General features: G+C 58.9%; 14 protein-coding genes. 11 read left to right on the forward strand and 3 right to left on the reverse strand.

Going from position 1 to position 15936, the window contains the following annotated elements:
- The first annotated feature begins 154 nt into the window (after positions 1-154).
- From lon to B0H98_RS04675, 3 genes are all read left to right on the forward strand, one after another.
- Positions 155-2557 carry an endopeptidase La gene (gene lon, locus B0H98_RS04665; RefSeq protein WP_106373913.1) on the forward strand — a complete coding sequence of 801 codons (2403 nt, stop codon included), beginning with the start codon at positions 155-157 and terminating at the stop codon, positions 2555-2557.
- Positions 2558-2747: 190 nt separating this feature from the next.
- Positions 2748-3020: an HU family DNA-binding protein gene (locus tag B0H98_RS04670; RefSeq protein WP_087111465.1), complete on the forward strand. Its 273-nt coding sequence runs from the start codon at positions 2748-2750 to the stop codon at positions 3018-3020.
- 147 nt (positions 3021-3167) lie between these two features.
- Positions 3168-4985, forward strand: coding sequence for a SurA N-terminal domain-containing protein (locus tag B0H98_RS04675; RefSeq protein WP_106373914.1), 1818 nt, complete (start codon positions 3168-3170; stop codon positions 4983-4985).
- Between the two features lie 92 nt (positions 4986-5077).
- On the opposite strand, the gene B0H98_RS04680 is transcribed toward B0H98_RS04675, so the two are convergent.
- Genes B0H98_RS04680 through B0H98_RS04690 form a run of 3 tightly spaced genes read right to left on the reverse strand, consistent with a single transcriptional unit; the run spans position 5078 to position 6522 of the window.
- Positions 5078-5851, reverse strand: a complete 774-nt coding sequence (locus B0H98_RS04680; RefSeq protein ID WP_106373915.1) for a UDP-2,3-diacylglucosamine diphosphatase — start codon at positions 5849-5851, stop codon at positions 5078-5080.
- Positions 5852-5864: 13 nt separating this feature from the next.
- Complete coding sequence (locus B0H98_RS04685) at positions 5865-6365, reverse strand: peptidylprolyl isomerase (protein WP_106373916.1); 501 nt, start codon at positions 6363-6365, stop codon at positions 5865-5867.
- Positions 6337-6522: a hypothetical protein gene (locus B0H98_RS04690; protein ID WP_106373917.1), complete on the reverse strand. Its 186-nt coding sequence runs from the start codon at positions 6520-6522 to the stop codon at positions 6337-6339. Before B0H98_RS04690 ends, B0H98_RS04685 begins: the two co-directional genes overlap by 29 nt.
- On the opposite strand from B0H98_RS04690, the gene B0H98_RS04695 reads away from it, so the two are divergent.
- The 8 genes from B0H98_RS04695 (at position 6521) to B0H98_RS04730 (ending at position 15920) form a co-directional block, all read left to right on the forward strand.
- Positions 6521-8200 carry a glutamine--tRNA ligase/YqeY domain fusion protein gene (locus B0H98_RS04695; protein WP_106373918.1) on the forward strand — a complete coding sequence of 560 codons (1680 nt, stop codon included), beginning with the start codon at positions 6521-6523 and terminating at the stop codon, positions 8198-8200. The genes B0H98_RS04690 and B0H98_RS04695 overlap by 2 nt on opposite strands.
- An 11-nt stretch (positions 8201-8211) precedes the next feature.
- Entirely contained in the window at positions 8212-9609 is a 1398-nt protein-coding gene (cysS, locus tag B0H98_RS04700; protein ID WP_106373919.1) for a cysteine--tRNA ligase, read from the forward strand.
- Between the two features lie 146 nt (positions 9610-9755).
- A complete protein-coding gene (osmF, locus tag B0H98_RS04705) occupies positions 9756-10667 on the forward strand; it encodes a glycine betaine ABC transporter substrate-binding protein OsmF (RefSeq protein ID WP_106373920.1) in 912 nt (303 codons plus the stop codon).
- 3 nt (positions 10668-10670) lie between these two features.
- Positions 10671-11867 carry an ABC transporter permease gene (locus B0H98_RS04710; protein ID WP_106373921.1) on the forward strand — a complete coding sequence of 399 codons (1197 nt, stop codon included), beginning with the start codon at positions 10671-10673 and terminating at the stop codon, positions 11865-11867.
- Positions 11864-12829 carry an ABC transporter ATP-binding protein gene (locus B0H98_RS04715; protein ID WP_106373922.1) on the forward strand — a complete coding sequence of 322 codons (966 nt, stop codon included), beginning with the start codon at positions 11864-11866 and terminating at the stop codon, positions 12827-12829. The genes B0H98_RS04710 and B0H98_RS04715 overlap by 4 nt, the downstream gene beginning before the upstream one ends.
- Positions 12830-12881: 52 nt before the next feature.
- Positions 12882-13604: an ABC transporter permease gene (locus B0H98_RS04720; RefSeq protein WP_106373923.1), complete on the forward strand. Its 723-nt coding sequence runs from the start codon at positions 12882-12884 to the stop codon at positions 13602-13604.
- A 134-nt stretch (positions 13605-13738) separates the two neighbouring features.
- Positions 13739-14941, forward strand: a complete 1203-nt coding sequence (locus tag B0H98_RS04725) for a thiamine pyrophosphate-dependent dehydrogenase E1 component subunit alpha (RefSeq protein WP_106373924.1) — start codon at positions 13739-13741, stop codon at positions 14939-14941.
- A 1-nt stretch (position 14942) separates the two neighbouring features.
- Positions 14943-15920, forward strand: coding sequence for an alpha-ketoacid dehydrogenase subunit beta (locus B0H98_RS04730; RefSeq protein WP_106373925.1), 978 nt, complete (start codon positions 14943-14945; stop codon positions 15918-15920).
- Positions 15921-15936 lie beyond the last annotated feature (16 nt).

Genomic DNA, 15936 nt, shown 5'->3' on the forward strand with positions numbered 1-15936 from the left:
TGCGCCAAACCAAGGGGTCGCCTATGCGACCCCTTGTTGTTCATAAGGTGTCACTGCGTAGCATGCTCTACACTGCGTAGTACTTTTCATACAGTGATGTACTTGATCCGTCATTTTATCAAGTGCGCATCCCATTTGTTGAGGAACGTCTGCGATGCAGCAGAACGCCGAACAGACTCAATGTCTACCCCTATTGCCATTGCGGGATGTCGTGGTTTACCCGCAGATGGTTATCCCCTTGTTTGTGGGGCGCGAAAAGTCGATCCAGGCCCTCGAAGCGGCGATGGAGGCTGATAAACGCGTACTGCTGGTGGCTCAACGTGAAGCCTCTCAGGACGAGCCGGACAACTCCGACCTGTACGCCATGGGCACCGTGGCCGACATCATGCAGCTGCTCAAGCTGCCCGATGGCACGGTCAAGGTACTCATCGAAGGCAGTTTCCGTGCCGACGTACTCGAAATTGAAGAGAACGAAGCCGGCTATACCCAGGCAACCCTTTCTCCACGTGAAAGCGAACCGCTGACCAGTCGTGAACAGGAAGCCCTGGTGCGTGTGCTGCTCAACCAGTTCGAGCAGTACGTCAAGCTTTCCAAGAAAGTGCCCAATGAGGTGCTCAACTCGCTTTCCGGCATTGAAGACCCCAGCCGGCTGGTGGACACCATCTGCGCTCACTTGTCGCTCAAGATTGGCGACAAGCAGGAGCTTCTGGAAATGGACCGGGTGCGCGATCGTATCGAGCACCTGATGGCGCTTATCGAGTCCGAGATTGACCTGCTGCAGGTCGAGAAGCGCATCCGCTCGCGGGTCAAGGAGCAGATGGAGAAGACTCAGCGCGAGTACTATCTCAACGAGCAGATGAAAGCCATCCAGAAAGAGATGGGTGAGCTTGATAACGTGCCCAACGAGGCAGAAAAGTACGAGCAGGCGATCAAGGAGTCGGGAATGCCCCAGGAGGCATCCGACAAGGCGACGCAAGAGCTCAACAAGCTCAAGATGATGGCGACCAACTCGGCGGAAGCCACGGTTGTGCGCTCCTATCTGGACTGGCTGGTCGCTATTCCCTGGAAAAAGCGCACCCGCGTCAAGCATGATCTGGTCAAGGCGCAGGAAGTGCTCGATGAAGACCACTACGGCCTGGAAGAGGTCAAGGCACGGATTCTCGAGTATCTGGCCGTGCAGAAGCGCGTGCGCAAGATGAAAGGGCCGGTACTGTGTCTGGTGGGCCCGCCCGGGGTGGGCAAGACTTCACTTGGCCAGTCGATAGCTCGGGCTACCAACCGCAAGTATGTGCGACTGGCACTGGGTGGCGTGCGTGATGAGTCGGAAATTCGCGGGCATCGGCGTACCTACATCGGCTCGCTGCCCGGCAAGCTGATGCAGCGTATGAGCCGAGCGGGTGTCAAGAACCCACTGTTTCTGCTGGATGAAGTAGACAAGCTGGGCATGGATCACCGTGGCGACCCCGCGTCAGCGCTTCTTGAGGTGCTGGACCCTGAGCAGAACAACAGCTTCAGTGATCACTATCTCGAGCTCGATTACGATCTTTCCGAGACCTTGTTCATCTGTACGGCCAACTCGATGAATATCCCGGGTCCGCTATTGGACCGCATGGAGATCATTCGTCTGCCGGGTTATACCGAAGACGAGAAGCTGGCGATTGCCAAGCGCTACCTGCTGCCCAAGCAGCTGGCGGCCAATGGCCTCAAGGATAACGAGCTGGCCCTCAATGACGACGCGCTGCTTGAGTTGATCCGCTATTACACCCGGGAAGCCGGGGTGCGTGAGCTTGAGCGTCAGATTGCCAAGGTAAGCCGTAAGGTGCTGCGCGAGCGTCTCGAGAAGAAGAAACTCGAGAAGACGCAGACCCTTTCGGCAGAGCAGGTCGAAGACTATGCAGGCGTCAGGCGCTATAGCTACGGACTGGCCGAGCAGGATGATCAGGTAGGCCGCGTGACGGGCCTTGCCTGGACCTCCGTAGGTGGAGAGCTTCTGAGCATCGAGTCGGTGGTAACGCCAGGCAAGGGGCGTATCAACAAGACAGGCTCGCTTGGCGATGTGATGAAAGAATCGGTCAGCGCCGCGCAAACGGTCGTCAAGGCGCGTGCGGTAAGCTTTGGTATCGACCCTGCGCGGTTCGAGAGCGAAGACCTGCATATCCACGTACCCGAGGGCGCGACGCCCAAGGATGGCCCGAGCGCCGGCATCGCAATGGTAACCGCCATGGTGTCAGCCTATACTCAGCGCGCGGTACGCTGCGATGTGGCCATGACCGGGGAAGTGAACCTACGTGGCGAGGTATTGCCGATTGGTGGGCTAAAGGAGAAATTGCTGGCAGCCCGCCGTGGTGGTATAAAGACCGTCCTGATTCCTGAAGAAAACCGCCGTGATCTCAAGGAAGTACCGGAAAATATCAAAGGACCACTGGATATTCGCCCGGTACGTTGGATAGATGATGTATTGGCGGTGGCGCTGGTGAGTGATGAAAACGGTGGCAGTGCGTCGTTAAAGAGCGCTGACGCATCGTTCAATGCCACGACCGTTGCCAGTACCCATTGATGTTAAAGCCATCGGTCTTTAATTTTACTTAGTAAATTTGCCCAAAGCCTTATGCAATGGGCATTTCACGGCGCGTTTGCTTGACAGGTGTTTCAAGGCATTGCTATAAAACGCAGCTATGCTTTGAGGTTGTACCTTCTGGTGACCGTGCCGTTCAGAGCCATTTTTTGAAACAGTTAAGGGGTGAAGTGTGAATAAGTCCGAGCTGATTGAAGCCATTGCCGCGTCTGCCGATATTCCTAAAGCAGCGGCAACCCGCGCATTGGATGCCATGGTGGAGTCTGTCACCGATAGCCTCAAGAAAGGCGAAAGCGTTTCACTGGTAGGTTTTGGTACCTTCGCAATCAAAGAGCGTGCTGCACGTACGGGCCGCAACCCGCAGACTGGCCAGCCCATCGAAATCAAAGCGGCAAAAGTTCCTGGCTTCAAAGCAGGCAAGGCTCTGAAAGACGCCGTCAACTAATTGACCCGCGTTTACGGTAAGCTAATGGGCGCATCGCATCCGCGATGCGCCCATGTTATTTTCTGGGCGGGTATTTAAGGGGTTATCCGAAAACGTTTTTCGGACGACGAAGGTGTATTTGTATGGCTGTGTTGATCTGAGGCTAGCATGCTGCAAAGTATTCGAGATGGCTCCAGAAGCTGGGGCGCCAAAATTATTATCGGTCTCATGGTGGCAGCCATGGCGCTGTTCGGTGTGGAATCCCTGTTCAGCGTATTTGGCAGTGATCCCAATGAAGTCGCAAGTGTCAACGGCGAGCCCATCATGCGTCAGCAGGTTGAGCTTGAAGTGCAGCGCGCGCTACGCTCGGGTCAGGTGCCGCCAGAGCAGGAGCGTGCCCTGCGCAACGACATGCTTGATCAACTGATCACTCAGCAGCTTTTGACCCAGTACGCAGACGACGGTGGTTTCTACGTATCTGACGCCCAGCTGGACCAGATCATCGTTGGTCTCCCCGAATTTCATGATCATAACGGCCGCTTTTCTGCCGATATCTTCCGTAACCGTCTAGCGGGTGCCGGGTACTCGCCGGTATCCTTCCGTCAGGACCTGCGTCTGGATATCAAGCGCCAGCAGCTCCAGCAAGGCCTTGCGTTCAGCGATTTCAGCCTGCCGGGTGAACAGGCGCGTCTGGCCGAGCTGCAGCGCCAGGCACGCAGCTTCCGCTATGTGCTGCTGGACAGCAACGATGCCGATGCCGACATCAACGTCACTGATGAGCAGATACAGGCTTACTACGATGCCAACCAGGCGCGTTTCGAACGCCCTGAGCAGGTCCGGGTCGAGTACGTGTTGATCGATCGCCAGGCCATGGCGCAAGAAAGCGATGTCGATGAGCTGGCGCTGCGCAATGCCTGGCGCGAGCAGAACCGCGATGCAGACCGGCGCGTTTCGCACATCATGGTCACGTTTGGCGATGAGCGCAGCCGTGAAGAGGCGCAGGAGATTGCCAATACGGCCCGTGAAGCACTGGATGAAGGTGAATCCTTTGCCGATACCGCGCTTCGCTACTCCGATGATACGGCGAGTGCTGAAGAAGCCGGCGATCTAGGCGTCATTTCCCGCGGTATCTTTGGCGAGGCGTTCGATAACGCCGCTTTCTCGCTGGAAGAGGGCCAGGTGTCTGACGTCGTGGAAATGGATGGCGCTTTCCATATTGTTCAAGTAACCGAGATTGAAGCACCCACTTTTGAAGAGCAGCGCGATGTGCTGCGCCAGAACGTTGCCTTGAATGAAGTCAACGACGATTTCAATGCCAAGGTGCAGCAGCTCATTGACGAAAGCTTCGCCGCCGATGACCTGCAAAGCGTGGCAGACGATCTGAATCTGACACTCAACCAGACCGATTGGCTTGCCCGCGGTGAGGGCGAGGGCGTGCTTTCAGAGCCGGGCGTGCTGGATGAGGCGTTCAACGAAGAAGTGCTCGAAAACGGCTACAACAGCGAAGTCATCGAGCTGGACGATGACCGCCGCCTGGTGCTGCGTGTGGCGGAGCACCGTGAGGCCGCGCTGATCGGGCTCGATGAGGTGCGCGACGAGGTTGAACAGGCGGTTGCCTCTCAGCAGCGTCAGCAGGCCCTGCTCGAGCAGGCGAGGGCAATGACCGCCCAGCTTGAGGCGGGCGAGACCATCGATATTGACTGGCAGGAAGCGACCAATGTCAGTCGTCAGTCCGAGGGTACGCTGCCGCAGGTACTGATCCAGGAAGTGTTCAGGATGCCGCATCCCGAGGCCGGAGAGAGCCGCTACCGGGCGATCAACTTGCCCCAGGGTGTGGCCGTTGTCGCACTGGATGACGTCACAGATGGCGAAGCTGACGAGCAGATGCAGGGGTTTGTCACGCAGATGGCCGAGCAACTGCGCGCTCAGGCGGTCATTCAGGGCTTGATAGCCGAGTTGTATCGCGACGCGGATATCGAACGCTAGCGTTTCAAGTAGTGCTCTAAGACAAAAAGCCGATCATTTGATCGGCTTTTTGCTTTACGCTCGAGCCGCGGCGATTGCCACGCTCAGGTCAATCAGGCAGCCGGTGGCGCGTTCAACGGAAACTGACGAAGCGCCGGAGCGGGATGGTGCTCTGATGAGTCAATCACGATATCCCAGCCGTGCTGCGCATCCCAGTCGCCTAGAACAAACCGTTTGGCAGGTACGTCTTCAACGGTCAACTCATGTACCTGGGGGCGGTGCGTATGGCCGTGAATCATGGTGGTTATCCCGAAGCGCTCCATGACCGCGACGACTTCTTCATGGGTCACGTCCATGATCGCCTCGGCCTTGCCGGCGTTTGCATCCCCGGACTGCATGCGCAGGCTCTTGGCAAGCTCCATGCGCTGCTCAAGGGGCAGGGCAAGAATCTGCGCCTGCCACTCGGGGTCGCGCGACTGCTGTCGAAAGGCCATATAGGCGTCATCCTGGGTACACAGGCTATCGCCGTGAAGCAGAACCACGGGTACCCCTTCAAGTTCGACTTCCTGCACATCGGGCAACAGGCTTGCCTGGCATTCTGTGATGAACCGCTCGCCGAGCAGGAAGTCGCGGTTGCCGTGACAGAAATATACCGCCGTACCGCTGTCACTCAATGCTCTGAGGCGCTGTATCACCTCGTGCGCAACGGCACTCAAGGGATGAGGCGTATCGAGCAGGTCGTCGCCAATCCAGGCATCAAAAAGATCGCCCAGTATGTAGAGAGCGTTTGCCCCCTGAGCGGTATGTTCCAGATAACGATAGAACCCCTGATTGATCTCAGGGGTATCGCTGCTCAAGTGCATATCGGCTACAAGCAGAGTGCGCATAAGGCTCCCGGGATTATTCCGCTTCCTTGACGTAGGCGCGCTCGATAATCACGTCTTCAGCAGGAACGTCAGCGTGCATGCCGCGACGGGTAGTGCTGACGGCCTTGATGGTGTTGACCACGTCCATGCCTTCAACCACTTCGCCAAATACCGCATAGCCCCAGCCCTGCAGGCTCTTGCCGCTGTGGTCAAGGAAGCTGTTGTCGCCCACGTTGATGAAGAACTGGGCGGTCGCGGAGTGCGGGTCCTGGGTGCGCGCCATGGCGAGCGTGCCCACGGTGTTTTTCAGACCGTTATCGGCTTCGTTCTCGACCGGGTCGCGGGTCGGCTTCTGGTTGAAATCCTGATCAAAGCCGCCGCCTTGTACCATGAATCCGTCAATGACCCGGTGAAACAGGGTGCCATCGTAGAATCCTTCCTTTACGTACTGCTCAAAGTTGGCCGCAGTTGCCGGGGCTTTTTCATGATTGAGCGCGATGGTGATGTCACCGAAGTTCGTCTGTAATACGATCATAGATAAATTCCTGTTCAATAAAGGCGTTCGCCTTGGCGCTGTGCATCGGCGTCACGCTATAATAGCGGTTTTGCTCGGCACCGCGAAGCGCTAACCCATAAGCGTAGGCTTTGGTTGCCCGGCACGCCATCCACCACGAGGTTTTCAACACCACCATGACCAACGAGACCACCCCAGCGCCGAACTTCATTCGCAACCAAGTACGCGACGAGATCGAGGGCGGCCAGGTCACTAAAATCGTGACGCGTTTCCCTCCAGAGCCCAACGGCTTTCTGCATATCGGCCATGCCAAGTCGATCTGTCTGAACTTCGGGTTGGCGGAGCAGATGGGTGGCGAGTGTCATCTGCGTTTTGACGACACCAATCCGGCGAAGGAAGAGCAGGCGTATATCGATGCGATCAAGGAAGACGTCAGCTGGCTGGGCTTCAACTGGGCAGGCCCGGTGCGCTTCGCCTCTGATTACTTCGACCAGCTCTACGCCTGGGCGCAGCACCTGATTCGCGAAGGCAAGGCCTACGTGGATGATCTTTCCCCGGACGAGATTCGCGAATACCGCGGCACGCTGACGGCGCCGGGCAAGCCAAGCCCTTACCGCGAACGCAGCGTCGAAGAAAATCTGGATTTGCTGGAGCGCATGAGTCTGGGTGAGTTTGGCGAGAGTGAAAAAGTGCTGCGCGCCAAGATCGATATGGCCTCGCCCAATATCAACTTGCGCGACCCCATCCTTTATCGCATTCGTCACGCAAGCCATCACCAGACCGGCGACAAGTGGAAGATCTATCCCTCCTACGACTTCACTCACGGTCAGTCCGATGCCATCGAAGGTATTACGCACTCGATCTGCACCCTTGAGTTTGAAGACCACCGCCCGCTTTACGAGTGGTTCTTGAACAATCTGCCGGTGCCGAGCAAGCCGCGCCAGATCGAGTTTGCCCGCCTGAATCTCGACTACACGCTGACCTCCAAGCGTAAGCTCAAGCTGCTGGTCGATGAGCAGATTGTAGAAGGTTGGGACGACCCGCGTATGCCGACCATTTCCGGCATGCGCCGCCGCGGCTATACGCCGGCCTCGATTCGCAAGTTCTGCGAAATGATCGGCGTGACTCGGGCCGATGGTGGGCTTGTCGATATCGCCATGCTGACCCACGCGATTCGCTCGGACCTTGAAGATAACGCGCCGCGCGCCATGTGCGTGCTGAAACCGCTCAAGGTCGTGCTGACCAACGTGGCCGAAGATCACGAAGAGGTGTACGACGTGCCGGGTCACCCCGCCCGTGACGATATGGCGATGCGCAAGGTGCCGTTTGGTCGCGAGCTGTACATCGACCAGGACGACTTCATGGAAGATGCTCCCAAGAAGTTCTTCCGCCTGGCGCCGGGCAAGGAAGTGCGCCTGCGCAACAGTTACGTCATCCGCTGTGATGAAGTGATCAAGGACGATGCTGGCGAGGTGGTCGAGCTGCGCTGCTCGGTGGATTTCGACACCCTTGGCAAGAACCCGGAAGGGCGCAAGGTAAAAGGCGTTGTGCACTGGGTCAGTGCTGCTCATGGTGTGCCCATGGAAGTACGTCTGTACGACAACCTGTTCATGGTCGAGCAGCCGGATCGTGACAAGGATGTCGATTTCCTTGAGCACCTGAACACGGAATCTCTGGTCATCTGCCAGGCCATCGGCGAGCCGAGCCTTGCCGACGCCGCGCCGGAAGACCGCTTCCAGTTCGAGCGCATGGGGTACTTCTGCGCTGATCGTCATCTGTCCAAGCCGGGTCAACTGGTGTTCAACCGTACCGTAGGATTGAAAGACAGCTGGGCGAAAATCAAACAGAAGGGTTAAGGAATCGTCATATGCAAATTTACAATACGCTGACACGTCGCAAGGAACCGTTTACGCCGCTGGTCGCGGGTAAGGTGAGCATGTATGTCTGCGGCATGACGGTGTATGACTATTGTCACCTTGGCCACGCCCGCGTCATGGTGGCGTTCGACGTGATTACCCGCTACCTGCGTCACCGCGGCTATGACGTCACCTATGTGCGCAATATCACCGATATCGACGACAAGATATTGAAGCGTGCCGATGAGAACGGTGAAAGCATCACGGCACTCACCGAGCGCATGATCGCGGCCATGCACGAAGACGAAGCGCGCCTTGGCGTGTTGCCGCCTAGCCAGGAGCCCCGTGCAACGGGGCATATCGGCGATATCGTGGCCATGATCGAAACCCTGATCGATAAAGGTTTTGCCTACCCGGCCGATAATGGTGATGTGTATTACCGAGTGCGCAGGTTCACAGGCTACGGCAAGCTCAACAACCGCCAGCTGGACGACATGCGCTCGGGCGCACGGGTAGAGGTAGACGTCCATAAAGAGGATCCGCTCGATTTCGTGCTCTGGAAAGCGGCCAAACCGGGTGAGGCTCATTGGCCCTCGCCCTGGGGTAACGGCCGCCCCGGCTGGCATATCGAGTGCTCGGCGATGTCGACCTGCTGCCTGGGCGAAACCTTTGATATTCATGGCGGCGGGCCCGATCTGACCTTTCCGCACCATGAAAACGAGATCGCCCAGTCGGAAGCTGCCACGGGCAAGACCTACGTCAACACCTGGATGCATGCCGGCGCAGTACGCGTGAACCAGGAGAAGATGTCCAAATCCCTGGGCAACTTCTTCACCATTCGTGACGTGCTGGCGGAGCACGACCCGGAAGTGGTGCGCTATCTGCTGGTGGCAAGCCACTACCGTAGCGCCATCAACTACTCGGTGGATTCCCTGGTCGAGGCGCGTAAATCGCTGACGCGCCTTTATACCGCTCTCGACGGCGTCGAGGCCGTGCCTGCTCAGATAGAAGCGGCAAGCGCCTATCGCGAGCGTTTTACCACGGCCATGGATGATGACTTCAACACGCCCGAAGCGCTAGCCGTACTGTTTGACCTGGCACGGGAAGTGAACCGGGCCAAGAGCGACACACCGGAAAACGCGCCCGCCTTGGCGGCCGAATTGCGCCAACTGGCGGATGTGCTGGGCCTGCTTCAGCAATCCGCCCAAACGTTCTTGAAAGGCTCCCAGCAGCAGGGAGTTGCGCTTGACGAGGCGGCAATCGAGGAGAAGATTGCGCAACGCAAGGCGGCGAAGGCGGATAAGGATTTTGCTCGGGCAGATGCAATACGCGACGAGCTGGCTGCACTCGGCATTATCCTCAAGGACTCGAGAGAGGGGACGACCTGGGTTATCGAATCACCCCAGTAAGTGTGCGATTGTCAGGCGCTGGGGGCGGCGTCTGGTAACCCCTCGAATGCCTCTTATACTGAGGTTTATATACAGCGGGCGCCAGCGTCCGCTGTATAACGCCTGACCAATGCTCAATAAAAGACGTCTACGAAAGGATTGCCAAGATGCGCTTTACGCTGAAACCGCTACTCACTGCCGTCAGTCTGTCGCTGCTTACACTGTCGGCTGCGAATGCCAACGACCCCGTCGTGGTCGCCTCCAAGATTGATACCGAAGGCGCAGTGCTTGGCGAGCTGATCATTCAAACGCTGGAGCGCAACGGCATTCCTACCGAAGACCGCTTGCAGCTTGGCGCCACCAATGTGGTGCGTACCGCGCTGAGTGCAGGTGAAATCGATATCTATCCCGAATACACCGGTAACGGCGCTTTTTTCCACGATATGGCCGATAGCGACGTATGGAAAAATGCTGAGCAGGCCTATCAGACGGCGCGCGACAAGGACGCCGAAGATGGCCTTGTCTGGCTTGCGCCTGCCAGTGCCAACAACACCTGGGCGATGAGCATCCGCCAGGATGTGGCCAGTGAGCATGACCTGAAAACGCTGGACGACCTGGCGGCCTATATCGCCGAGGGCGGCGAGTTCAAGTTTGCGGCCAGTGCCGAGTTTGTCGAATCCGCCCAGGCATTGCCCGCGTTTCAGCAGGCCTACGGGTTCGAGCTGAGCGATGATCAGCTGCTGGTGCTTTCCGGTGGCAATACGGCGGCGACCATGCGCGCCGCCGCTCAGCAGACCAGCGGTGTCAACGGCGCCATGACCTACGGCACCGACGGCGGGCTGAGCGCGCTGGGCCTGCTGGTGCTTGAAGACACCAAAGGCGTACAGCCCGTTTACCAGCCGGCGCCGGTAGTGCGTGAGAGCGTGCTTGACGCTTACCCGGATATGGCGCCGCTGCTTGAAAAGGTTTTCACAAGCCTTGACGAAGTCACGCTGCAGGAACTCAACGCAAACGTTGCCGTTAACGGCCTTTCGGCTGATCAGGTGGCCAGCGATTATCTCGATAGCCTGGATGACTAATTAATGTCGCTGCTGGATGCGCTACCCGCGCCCAGGTTGGGGCGGGGCAGTTACCCTAATGTCGTTCTGGTCAGTTTAAGTGCGGTAATGCTGGCAGCGATCTGGGGGCTCGATGCGGTAAGCATGGCCCCCAACCGTATTGTTCAAGGCACCGGGGCGGGGGTGATGGAGGCGCTGGGCTGGCCCGGCGCGCTGCTGGCCTCGCTGCTGGTACTGGCACTGGGCGCGCTGGCCTTCAGGCCAAACCCCACCAACTACTCGGCGGCGCTGGGTGTGGTGGTACTGATACTGGCACTGATGCCCTTTGGCCTGATGGTGGCCGGGCACTTTCTGATCGATCCGGCGCTGCCTCAGGCGCGTCTTGGTATCGGGGCGGGCTACTGGGTCGTGCTGTTCGTTCTGCTGCTGTGTCTGATCGAGCTGCGCTTGCGTCTTGCACTGACCCGCCTCTGGCCGATGCTGATTCTTGCAGGCGTAGGGCTTCTCTGGTGGCTGTGCGCCTGGCTGTGGCTTGGTGATCTGGCGCTGGTGCAGGAGTACCGCGCCCGCGACCAGCAACTGATCCGCGCAGTAGGCCAGCATGTGGTGCTGGTAAGCGTGGCGGTGAGTATCAGTGTGGTGCTGGGAACGCTGCTGGCGCTGCTGATGCGGCGCTACGCACGGCTCCAGAAGGGGGCTTTTGCAATACTCAATTTCCTGCAGACCATTCCGAGCCTGGCGCTCTTTGGCCTGTTGCTGGCGCCGCTTGCCTGGCTCTCGGCCAACGTGCCGGTGCTTGCAAAGCTGGGCGTGAGCGGCATCGGCAATACGCCAGCGCTGATTGCACTGGTCGCTTACAGTCTGCTGCCCATGGTACGCAATACCTATATCGCCCTTGAAGAAGTCAGCGCTGATACTCTCGAAGCGGCAAGCGCCATGGGCATGCGTGCAAGCCAGCGGTTCTGGCAGGTGCGCCTGCCGCTGGCGCTGCCGGTGCTGCTTGAAGGCGTGCGTATCACTACCGTTCAGGCAATTGGCCTGACCGCGGTGGCCGCGTTGATTGGTGCCGGCGGCCTGGGTACTTTCATCTTTCAGGGGCTTGGGCAGGCGGCCATGGACATGGTACTGCTCGGTGCGCTGCCTATTCTCATACTGGCGCTACTGGTGGATGCCGCGCTCGGCGCCCTGGCAGAAGCGCTGCGCCCTGGAGGCGTTCAATGATCGAGCTTTCCCAGGTATCCAAACGGTTTGGTGATGAGACCGCCGTGGATGCCATCAGCCTCAAAGTGCCCAATGGCAAGTTCTGTGCGCTGGTGGGCACTTCCGGGTGTGGTAAATCCACTACGCTGCGCATGATCAATCGCCTGATCGAGCGTAGCAGCGGAGATATCATTTTAGACGGTCAAGCCATTGAAGCGTACGACCCGGTGAAGCTGCGCCGCCGGATCGGCTATGTCATCCAGAGCACCGGGCTATTTCCTCACTGGACGGTGGCTCGCAATATCGGCTTGGTGCCCAGACTTTTAAAGTGGTCGGCAGAGGACGTTCAAGCCCGAGTGGAAGAGTTGATGGGCCTTCTGGGCCTGCCCATCGAAGAGTTTGCCCATAAGTACCCGCATCAGCTGTCCGGCGGCCAGGCGCAGCGGGTGGGGGTGGCACGAGCCCTGGCGGCCGACCCGGATATCCTGCTGATGGACGAACCCTTCGGGGCGCTTGACCCGATTACCCGCGTCAAGCTTCAGGATGAGCTTGCTGGGCTTCAGGCGCGGCTACATAAAACGGTGGTCTTCGTGACACACGATATGGATGAAGCGCTGAAGCTTGCCGATCACCTGGTAGTCATGCGCGACGGCCAGATCGTACAGCAGGGGACCCCGCTTGCGCTGCTTCAGCGCCCCAAGGACCCGTTTGTCGAGTCACTGCTGGGCGGACTCGAGCGCGGTCTGAAGCAGGCGGCACTCAGTCGGGTGAAGGATCATATGTCCTCGCTTGGGCCAACACTACCGTCCCAGTACCGCATTGCGGCCGACTGCTCCCTGCGCCAGGCGCTTTCCGTCATGCTGCGCGACCACACCGACCGCCTCACCGTGGTTGATCAGCACGATGTACCCATTGGGGAGCTGTCACTGCGCAGGGTGGTGAAAGAAGCGCAGCTGGAAAAAGGGGCTACGCGTGACGCATAGCGCAACTCGCCGCTCTGCTGGCGGCGTGCACGTCACGCAAGATCACCTCTGGATGCGCCCGCTGTTCTGGGGCGTACTGCTGTGTATCTGCGTAGCGGGTATTCCCTATGCCGACGCGCTTTTTCGCTGGCTGGAGCCGGATGCCCGGCAGGTCATTTATCAGCGCGCTCCGTTTTATGCGCTGCTGAGCCGCCATCTGCTGGTGGTGGGCGTTGCCGCGGTGGTCACTATTGCGGTGGGTGTAGCTGCAGGCATTGCTGTAACCCGTAAAAGAGGTCGCGACTTTCTACCGCTGGTAGCTCAGCTGGCGTCGCTGGGGCAGACCTTTCCACCGGTAGCGGTGCTGGCGCTGGCCGTGCCGGTACTTGGGTTCGGTACGCTGCCGATCATCATGGCACTGATGCTTTACGGACTTTTACCCATCGTGCGCAACACCCTGGCGGGCCTGCAGGAGGTCGATGCCGATATCAAGATGTCCGCCCGCGCCATGGGCATGACCCCCGCCCAGATTCTCTATCAGGTGGAGCTGCCTCTGGCCGCGCCGGTCATCCTGGCCGGTATCCGTACCTCGGTGACCATCAATATTGCCACCGCGGCGCTGGGTGCCACGGTAGGCGCCAGCAACCTGGGCGACCCGATCATTGCCGGTATCATCAATGGCAACATGGCCTACGTCGTGCAGGGCGCCCTGATTATTGCGCTGCTCGCGCTGACCCTGGACAGCCTGTTCGATAGCATGCAGACCCGCTGGCGGCAGCGTCTCTCTTCGTCTTAAGTGGTATCCCTAAAGTCCTTGTGCTGCGTTACTGTCGCAGTAGTTGCGTTGACCCTCGTCAGATAAATCCACTGGCGAAATTGGTCAACACCAACAACACTGCCCTCAAAAGGGGTAAAACAAGGATAATAATGATGACGAACCACGTGCACCAGCCGGCCTTCATGACCGGTGATGAGTTTTCGATCGACACCTTCAGCCTGCTGGATGCCGAAGGCGAGCTCTACAGTGGCGCCAGCGAGCCCGCCCTTGAGCGTGACCACGCGCGCAGGCTCTATCAGGCAATGCTGGCCACGCGCATTCTCGATGAGCGCATGATGGCCGCCCAGCGCCAGGGGCGACTCAGTTTCTACATGCAGTGTGTCGGTGAGGAAGCCGCCGTGATTGGTGCAGCTGCCGCGCTGGACGATGCCGACATGATCATGGCGCAGTATCGTGAGCAGGGCGCGCTGATGTATCGCGGCTTCTCCATCGACGAGTTCATGAATCAGCTGTTCGGCAACGAGCTGGATTACGGCAAGGGCCGCCAGATGCCGGTTCACTACGGCTCGCGCAAGCTCCACTACATGACCATTTCCTCGCCGCTGGCGACCCAGATCCCCCAGGCCACAGGCTACGCCTACGGCCAGAAACTGGCCGGCGACGGCCTCTGCACGCTGACCTTCTTTGGCGAAGGTGCGGCCTCGGAAGGCGACTTCCACGCCGCCTTGAACATGGCCTCGGTACACAAGGTGCCGGTCATCTTCTTCTGTCGCAACAACGGCTACGCCATCTCCACACCCGCTGTCGAGCAGTTTGCCGCCGACGGTATCGCCCCGCGCGCCTTTGGCTATCACATGCACGTTATTCGGGTAGACGGCAACGATGTGCTCGCCGTGTTTGAAGCTACCCGTCAGGCGCGCAAGATTGCGGTTGAGCAGAACCAGCCCGTGCTGATCGAAGCCATGACCTACCGTCTGGCGGCACACTCCTCCTCGGACGACCCGTCCGGATACCGGTTGAAAAGCGAAGAGGAGACCTGGCGGCTCAAGGACCCGGTGCTGCGCATGCAAAAGTGGTTGTTGAAGAAAGGTTGGTGGAGCGAGGAGGAGGAAACCCGCGAGCAGGAGACGCGGCGTCAGGAGGTGCTGGATACCATGAAGCGCGCCGAAAAGCGCACGGCGCCGCCGCTCGAGAGTCTGGTAAGCGATGTCTACGCGGACGTCACTCCAGAGCTTCAGCGCCAGTTTGACCAGCTGAAAAAGCATATCCGCCGCTATCCAGAGGCCTATCCGCGCGGCGCGCGCTCACTCGACCTTGACGTAGATACCGCAAACGACGCGCAGGGAGATGCGTAACATGGCGACCATGAACATGCTGCAGGCGATCAATAACGCGCTGGATATCGCCATGGCCGAAGATGAAAAGGTCATCTGCTTCGGCGAAGACGTGGGTATCTTTGGCGGCGTCTTTCGGGCGACAAGTCATTTGCAGGAAAAGTACGGCAAGGCACGCTGTTTCAATACCCCACTGGTCGAGCAGGGCATCATCGGTTTTGCCAACGGGCTCGCCGCCCAGGGGTCGGTGCCGGTGGCGGAAATCCAGTTTGCCGACTACATCTTTCCGGCGTTTGATCAGATCGTCAACGAAACCGCCAAGTACCGCTACCGCTCGGGGGATCTGTTCAACGTGGGCGGGCTGACCATTCGTACGCCTTACGGCGGCGGCATCGCCGGCGGGCTTTACCACTCCCAGTCGCCGGAAGCCTACTTCACTCATACGCCGGGCCTGAAAGTCGTTGTGCCGCGCAACCCCTACCAGGCGAAAGGACTTTTGCTGGCCGCCATTCGCGACCCGGACCCGGTGCTGTTTCTAGAGCCCAAGCGCCTATATCGCGCCGCCGTCGGCGAGGTGCCTGAAGACGATTACCAGCTTCAGATAGGCGAGGCCGAAGTGATCAAGGAGGGCAGCGATATCACCCTGGTGGGCTGGGGCGCGCAGATGGAAGTGATCGGCAAGGCGGTGGAGCTTGCCGAAGAGCAGGGCATTGCCTGTGAGGTGATCGACCTGCGCTCGTTGCTGCCCTGGGATGCCGACACCGTTGTCGAATCCGTGCTCAAGACGGGGCGTCTGGTAGTGAGCCATGAAGCGCCGCTGACCGGCGGCTTTGCCGGTGAAATTGCGGCGACCGTTCAAGAGCGTTGTTTTCTCTATCTGGAATCGCCGATCAGGCGGGTTACCGGGCTGGATACGCCTTTTCCACTGGCATTGGAAAAAGAGTACCTGCCCGATCACCTGAAAATTTTTGAAGCGATTCGCGAAAGCGTTAATTTCTAGCGCCAGGAGAACAACA

Origin of the sequence: Vreelandella songnenensis (assembly GCF_003002925.1) — a bacterium.
Lineage (GTDB): Bacteria > Pseudomonadota > Gammaproteobacteria > Pseudomonadales > Halomonadaceae > Vreelandella > Vreelandella songnenensis.